This window comes from Streptococcus hongkongensis, assembly GCF_053206145.1.
In genome coordinates this window covers 73,959-80,545 of sequence record NZ_JBRUGD010000012.1, presented here as the reverse complement: position 1 = coordinate 80,545, position 6,587 = coordinate 73,959, and the positions used below count along the sequence as shown (strand labels likewise).

Below are 6,587 nucleotides of genomic sequence, written 5' to 3'. Positions count from 1 at the left end.
TAGGGGAAGCGAAAGCTTTCTACACTGCCCAGCTGAGTTAAAGTTCCAAACATGGGAGTTTAGCTCAGCTGGGAGAGCATCTGCCTTACAAGCAGAGGGTCAGCGGTTCGAACCCGTTAACTCCCATAAAGGTCCCGTAGTGTAGCGGTTATCACGTCGCCCTGTCACGGCGAAGATCGCGGGTTCGATTCCCGTCGGGACCGTTGAAAGAGTCCAGTGGACTCTTTCAATTTGGAAATAAGACAAGCGAATCTTGTTACGTTTTTAAAAGAAAAGACTCGTTAGCTCAGTTGGTAGAGCAATTGACTTTTAATCAATGGGTCACTGGTTCGAGCCCAGTACGGGTCATCTTAAAGCGGGTTTGGCGGAATTGGCAGACGCACCAGATTTAGGATCTGGCGCTTAACGGCGTGGGGGTTCAAGTCCCTTAACCCGCATAAAGAGTATAGGCCGGCTTAGCTCAGTTGGTAGAGCATCTGATTTGTAATCAGAGGGTCGCGTGTTCAAGTCATGTAGCCGGCATTGCTTTTTGCAAATATATTTTCCAAGCGTTAGCTTGGGCGCGTAGCTCAGGTGGTTAGAGCGCACGCCTGATAAGCGTGAGGTCGGTGGTTCGAGTCCACTCGTGCCCATTAAAAATTTATTATGGTCCGTTGGTCAAGGGGTTAAGACACCGCCTTTTCACGGCGGTAACACGGGTTCGAATCCCGTACGGACTATAGTATGGTTCTCAGTAATGAGAACTTTTTTTATTTCTATATTTTACTAACTAAAAAAGAGCCCTTGGGCTCTTTTGCTATCAGTGTATCTCATGGGCAAGTAAGATCGTTTCAGTTCCTTTATTATCGATCACATAAATTTTTTTAGGTAAGAATGGGTTAAATTGAAAAGGTGTGTCAATAACAATCCTAATTTTTTTCTTTCTGTCATTGTATTCAATGGCAGTTTTGTTTTTATTATTGACTATTGAAAAAATAAGGATATTGTCTAATTTAAAGACACCTTTTAAATTATTATCTATGACAGACCAAAAAGAGTCAATAATTTCAGGAGGGATATTTGTTGCTATTCCAAAACTGGCATAGCGTGCTTTTGTATTTTGAAATGCCATTTTGTCTCCTTTCAAGTGATAAAGCACTCCAATGGAGTGCCAGACAACTATTAACGATTCTTCAGTTCAAGATAACGTTTGTACCAAATTGTGATATAGTCTTCTGAAAATGGCCCTTTTTGATTATTAATCCAATCAACTAGAATTTTTACATTTTCTTTCAGGATAAAATCCATATCTTCTGTATAGTTCATTTCTTTTTTGTGTTGTTCGTATTCATCAACATCTAACAATCTTTTTTCGCCATCTGCAAAGACCTTTACATCTAAATCATAATCGATGTACTTGAGTGCTTCACCATCTAAAACATATGGACTAGCGAGATTGCAATAGTAAGAAATGCCATTGTCTCTTATCATTGCGATAATATTAAACCAATATTTTTTATGAAAATAAATTATAGCTGGTTCTCTAGTTACCCAGCGTCTACCATCACTTTCTGTAACGAGAGTATGATCGTTTACGCCGATAAGAGCATTCTCAGTTGTTTTTAGTACCATAGTATCACGCCATGTGCGGTGTAATCTACCATCATGCTTATAACTTTGAATTGTAATAAAGTCGCCTTCTTTAGGTAATCTCATGCCCAACCAACTTTCTACAATTAAACTTATCAGACTTATTTTATCATAAATGTTAAAGAAAATCACTCAATTTGGGTGACTTATAGATAGTTACGTAGTTCTCTGGTGATATCATCACTATCGAACCCCTTACGATACAATGCTTGAAAAAGCCGTTGTTTTAAGGCATAGCCCTCGTATTTTCTAGAGTAGTTACGGTAAGCTTTGTCCATTTCTTTTTCAAGCAAGTTAGATGTATTGTCATCATAGTTATTAAAATCAATTGTGCTTGTTATTGTTTTGATTTGGTCAAATGAAAAACCTTTTGTAACCATTTGTTGTGTTAACTTATCCTTTAGGGCTTTTGGAGGTAGCTTTCCTTCTTGTTTACTAATGATTTTATGTGCGATTTTTTTAGCAATTTTTGAAAAATCGGTTTTCTGCAGTTCTTGATCAATGAGACCTCCAGAAATTCCTTTTTGAATAAGTTTTTGCTTTAAAACCATTGGGCCTTTGTCTCCGTTTGAGGCATTTTGTCTAATATAGGTTTCAACATACTTACAATCATCGATCCACTTATCTGTTTCTAAGTCTTTTAAAACTTGCTCAATAATAGGCGATTCAATAGCATGTTTTTCGAGATATTTTTTGACTTCATCTTTGGTTCTAACTTGAAATGAAAGGTGATAAAGTGCCAGATTCTTACCATGTGAATAGTGTGCAAATGCCTTCATTGATTTCAATTCTTCAGGACTTATGGACATGCCTTTACTGAGCATGAAGTGAACAATTGTATCTTCTGTGACATACATTTTTTCTGAATCATCTAATTCTAGTAAATATAAGCGTTTTTTCTTTTCAATTTTACTTATCTTCATACTAATCATTATACCAAATAAATGGTAAAATAGAAGATGACTGCTTTGCTATAAGAACTATTAAGCAATTAAAGTATATGACAATAGAAATAAGACATAAAGTATAAAGAGGTCAGAATGAACTATCTAAAAGAACGACAAAAAATTCCTTTAAAAATAAAGCGGATGGGAATAAATGGGGAAGGAATTGGTTATTATAAAAAAACGCTCGTTTTTGTACCAGGTGCACTAAAAGGAGAGGATATTTTTTGTCAAATTACCTCAGTGAAACGTAATTTTGTGGAAGCACGGCTATTAACTATTAATAAAGCCTCTAAGGATCGAGTAGAACCTAAATGTCCTATTTATAAAGAGTGTGGTGGTTGTCAAATCATGCATCTTGCTTATCCAAAGCAACTCCAATTTAAAACGGATATCATCAAACAAGCCCTAAAAAAATTTAAACCAGAAGGTTATGAGAATTATTTGATTAAAGAGACGATTGGGATGGAAGAACCTTGGCATTATCGGGCAAAGTTGCAATTCCAAACAAGACGCTTTGCGGGTCAAGTTAGTGCTGGTCTGTTTGCTGAAAATAGTCATCATTTGGTTACCATTGACGACTGTCTGGTACAAGATAAGGCAACTCAAGAGGTGATTAATAGTATTGTTAATCTGTTAGATAAGTATAAACTACCTATTTTTAATGAACGAAAAATTGATGGTGTCCGTACTGTTATGATTCGTAAAGCCTTGGCTAGTCAAAAAATACAAGTCATTATTGTAACGAGCAAGAGTGTTCGACTAACTGATTTGGTAGGTGATTTGGTAACTCTCCATCCTCAAATTATGACTATTGCCGTTAATCATAATAAGTCAAAATCAAGTGATATTTATGGTGAGGAAACTGAAATAATTTGGGGAGAAGACAAAATTAATGAGGAAGTATTAGATTACCAATTCAGCTTGTCGCCTCGTGCATTCTACCAACTGAATCCTAAACAAACGCAAGTTCTCTACCAAGAGGTTAGAAAAGCTTTGCAGGTAAAGCCTTCCGATCATATTATTGATGCCTATTGCGGGGTTGGAACAATTGGCTTTGCCTTTGCGAATAAAGTTTTAAGTATCAGAGGGATGGATATTATACCTGAGGCTATAGCTGACGCCAAGGAAAATGCTCTTTCACTTGGGATAAGCAATAGTTTGTATGAAGTGGGAAAAGCAGAAGACGTTATTCCTAAATGGTATCAATCAGGTTATCGAGCAGATGCCATTATTGTTGATCCACCACGAACGGGTTTGGATGACAAGTTACTACAAATGATTCTGACTTATCAACCTGAAAAAATGGTTTATGTTTCATGTAATACGTCAACATTGGCTAGAGATTTAGTTTCCTTAGCAAAAATATACCAGGTAGACTATATTCAATCTGTCGATATGTTTCCTCATACTGCACGAACGGAGTGTGTAGTGAAGCTACAACGAAGCAATGTCTGAAAATCTTTTATTTTAAGCACTTTTTCAAGCGTTTTGTCTTTATTGAAAAGAGTGATTTTGACATAAAAAAAGTTCAAAAATCATATATTGATGTGAACGTTTGTTTAGATGTTGATTGCGTAGACAAAAAATAGATACGTCATATTTTATTATAGTTCAGCTAGAACATTTTTAAGTGTTCTAGCTTTTTTATTTTCAGAAGGCAGTTTGCAAAGTAATATTAATATAGTTAGTTAACCTGTAAGGTATCATCTCATGTCTGATATAAAAATTACTTTAGATGATGTAGTGCAGTGGGTTTATGATTTAGAATATTCAAATTTGATTTAATTTTATCAAGACGGGCAGTTAAGTTTTTTAGATTTGGAGGAAGAACATAAAACGCATTACAGCTAGTCAATACCAGACATTAGAGTGGTACCATATGCTCCCAAAATTTTTGTTTGAAAGTGGATGCTATAAAGAGGAAGTCAAGGTAGTTTATGTAGGCCTTAAGGACCGTTTAGAGTTATCCTTGAGCAAAGGATGGATTGATGAAGATGATGTCATTTATTTGATTTATTCTAACGGTAAGTTGATGGAACTACTAGGCTACTCTTATTAAGTATTAAAAAGCTCTTAAGGTAGTACGGATTGATTGATGAGGTCCAACAGTCATCTATTAAAAAGGATGATTGGCCAATAAGATTTATCTAGGGTAGTTAATTTTTACCCTCACTCTATCAGACAGTGGTAGTCAAAAAAATATGGGGCTAGTCTCAAAAACAGACGAGCCAGCCAGCAACCCTAGTGAAATTTAAAGGAGTGAATTAGCTATGAGCTATTTTAAAGAACGCTATGCTTATGTCCTTGAACACATGTGGTTCTCAAGGACAACCGAAGTTATTGTGGAATATGTTTTTTATGGTGTGTTATCTGAATGGACCAAACTGTTTCGGCGACAAGGAACAAAAGGAAGTGTGTAAAATGATTTGGTGGATATTACTAGATATTCGGGGCTTATCTTTTATCTGGATGCTGAATGAAATAAAGAATGTGCCAGAGATGGATGATCTTATTTGAGGAGGTGTTAGCGAAGTAATGCTTTTTTGTTTTAGAAAGTGAGGAGCCATGAAATTTTTAGATGTATTTGCAGGAATTGGTGACTTTAGGCTAGGACTTGAGCGTCAAGGTCATTAGTGTATGGGCGAGCCCCCTTTTTGTGAGATTAATAAGTTTGTTAGAAGGGCTTATAAGGCCGTTTTTGATACAGAAGGAGAAGCAGAGTTTCATGACATTAGACAAGTCCTAGGCCAAGACTTTAGATAACTGAAAGGGCAAGTGGATATCATCTGCGGGGGGATTTCCTTGCCAAGCATTTCCACTCACAGGACACCGATTGGGATTTGAAGATATTAGAGGGACTCTCTTCTTTGAGATTGCTCGAGTGACCAAACAAATCCAACCACGTTTTTTATTCTTGGAAAACGTCAAAGGTATACTTAATCACGACTAGGCAGGACGTTTGGAATAATCCTCTCCACCGTTGGATGAGCTGGGGTATGATGTCGAATGGCAAGTCCTTAACAGTAAGGATTTCCAAGTACCCCAAAAACGTGAACGGGTCTTTATTATTGGACATTCTAGTATACTTTGTTTCGCAACTTTAGTATGTCAGACGAACATGTCTTTACTGTTGCACCTTATTTTACAATGCGGGATTTTTAAGTGTTTTATTTCATAATTTTTAAAAATCTATTGACACCACTCAAACAATATATTAAACTTATAGTGGTTATAACCAAACAGGAGGATAGTGATGACATTAGTAAAACAAGATCAACCTCTCTACCTACAATTAGTTGATATGTTAGAGTTGGAAATCAAACAATCTATGTCAGCTAATGACAAGTTGCTTTCTGAGCGTGATATGAGCAAAACCTACAATGTCAGTAGAATCACAGTGAGACAAGCACTTAAGGAACTAGAAATGAGAGGGCTGATTTATAAACAGAAAGGGAAGGGAACATTCGTTTCAGGGATGAAAAATGGGCCAGCTGATTTGGCCACCTCTTATAGTTTCACTAGTCAAATGAAGGCACTCGGTAAAAGTCCAGAAACAGTATTACTTGATTTTGAAAAAATTGACGTAACCGTATTTCTATCTAAATATCTTAATCTTGAAATTGGTACTGCTGTATTTGAATTTGAACGTTTGCGTAAAGCTGACGGCCAAGCACTTATATTTGAGAGGAGTTATGTTCCCTGTGAGTTTTGTTCTGTTCTGGGTCCAGAACTTTTGAGGGAAAAGGCTCTATATACTATTTTTGCTGAAGATTCCAATCAGGTTATTCGACAAGCTGATGAAGAATTCTATGCTAGCATCGCCTTAGATTACGAAGCTCAGTTGCTTGGGATCAAAAAAGGTGACCCTGTTTTGCATATGATTCGAAAAACATATAATCAAGCTAATCAGTTGATTGAATTTACCTTTAGTATTGCAAGAGCAGACCAATTTCATTATCGTATTACTCATACCCCACCACAATAAGTAAATCATTTTCTATCTTATCTTAG

The 6,587-nt window shown here is 36.3% G+C and carries 5 protein-coding genes, 7 tRNA genes and 3 pseudogenes; 12 read left to right on the top strand and 3 right to left on the bottom strand.

Annotation, left to right across the window (positions count from 1 at the left end; all coding sequences use genetic code 11):
* Window positions 1-53: 53 nt before the first annotated feature.
* From ACVRZD_RS08285 to ACVRZD_RS08255, 7 genes are all read left to right on the top strand, one after another.
* A tRNA-Val gene (locus ACVRZD_RS08285) sits at window positions 54-126 on the top strand.
* 4 nt (window positions 127-130) lie between these two features.
* A tRNA-Asp gene (locus tag ACVRZD_RS08280) sits at window positions 131-203 on the top strand.
* A gap of 72 nt (window positions 204-275) precedes the next feature.
* Window positions 276-348 (top strand) — tRNA-Lys (locus ACVRZD_RS08275).
* A 7-nt stretch (window positions 349-355) separates the two neighbouring features.
* Window positions 356-437, top strand: a tRNA-Leu gene (locus tag ACVRZD_RS08270).
* Between the two features lie 12 nt (window positions 438-449).
* Window positions 450-522: transfer RNA gene (locus ACVRZD_RS08265), tRNA-Thr, on the top strand.
* A 36-nt stretch (window positions 523-558) separates the two neighbouring features.
* A tRNA-Ile gene (locus ACVRZD_RS08260) sits at window positions 559-632 on the top strand.
* A 15-nt stretch (window positions 633-647) separates the two neighbouring features.
* Window positions 648-719, top strand: a tRNA-Glu gene (locus tag ACVRZD_RS08255).
* A gap of 80 nt (window positions 720-799) precedes the next feature.
* On the opposite strand, the gene ACVRZD_RS08250 is transcribed toward ACVRZD_RS08255, so the two are convergent.
* The 3 genes from ACVRZD_RS08250 to recX form a co-directional block, all read right to left on the bottom strand.
* The gene (locus tag ACVRZD_RS08250) at window positions 800-1,111 is read right to left on the bottom strand and encodes a DUF960 domain-containing protein (RefSeq protein ID WP_037625193.1); all 312 of its coding nucleotides are present in this window, start codon (window positions 1,109-1,111) and stop codon (window positions 800-802) included.
* A 50-nt stretch (window positions 1,112-1,161) separates the two neighbouring features.
* Window positions 1,162-1,695 carry a nucleoside tri-diphosphate phosphatase gene (gene ntdP, locus ACVRZD_RS08245; RefSeq protein WP_037625195.1) on the bottom strand — a complete coding sequence of 178 codons (534 nt, stop codon included), beginning with the start codon at window positions 1,693-1,695 and terminating at the stop codon, window positions 1,162-1,164.
* An 80-nt stretch (window positions 1,696-1,775) separates the two neighbouring features.
* On the bottom strand, window positions 1,776-2,552 hold the full coding sequence (recX, locus tag ACVRZD_RS08240; protein WP_037625316.1) for a recombination regulator RecX: 777 nt from the start codon (window positions 2,550-2,552) through the stop codon (window positions 1,776-1,778).
* 117 nt (window positions 2,553-2,669) lie between these two features.
* Here recX and rlmD point away from each other — a divergent pair, with 117 nt between their 5' ends.
* The 5 genes and pseudogenes from rlmD to ACVRZD_RS08215 all read left to right on the top strand — a co-directional run bounded on the left by rlmD (window position 2,670) and on the right by ACVRZD_RS08215 (window position 6,561).
* Entirely contained in the window at window positions 2,670-4,031 is a 1,362-nt protein-coding gene (gene rlmD, locus ACVRZD_RS08235) for a 23S rRNA (uracil(1939)-C(5))-methyltransferase RlmD (protein ID WP_447450425.1), read from the top strand.
* Between the two features lie 376 nt (window positions 4,032-4,407).
* Window positions 4,408-4,723 (top strand): annotated as a pseudogene (locus ACVRZD_RS08230) (replication initiator protein A); the annotation flags it as partial.
* 120 nt (window positions 4,724-4,843) lie between these two features.
* Window positions 4,844-4,996 (top strand): annotated as a pseudogene (locus tag ACVRZD_RS08225) (replication initiator protein A); the annotation flags it as partial.
* A gap of 413 nt (window positions 4,997-5,409) precedes the next feature.
* Window positions 5,410-5,754, top strand: a pseudogene (gene dcm, locus ACVRZD_RS08220) (DNA (cytosine-5-)-methyltransferase).
* Between the two features lie 75 nt (window positions 5,755-5,829).
* Window positions 5,830-6,561: a GntR family transcriptional regulator gene (locus ACVRZD_RS08215; protein WP_037625197.1), complete on the top strand. Its 732-nt coding sequence runs from the start codon at window positions 5,830-5,832 to the stop codon at window positions 6,559-6,561.
* The last annotated feature ends 26 nt before the right edge of the window (window positions 6,562-6,587 follow it).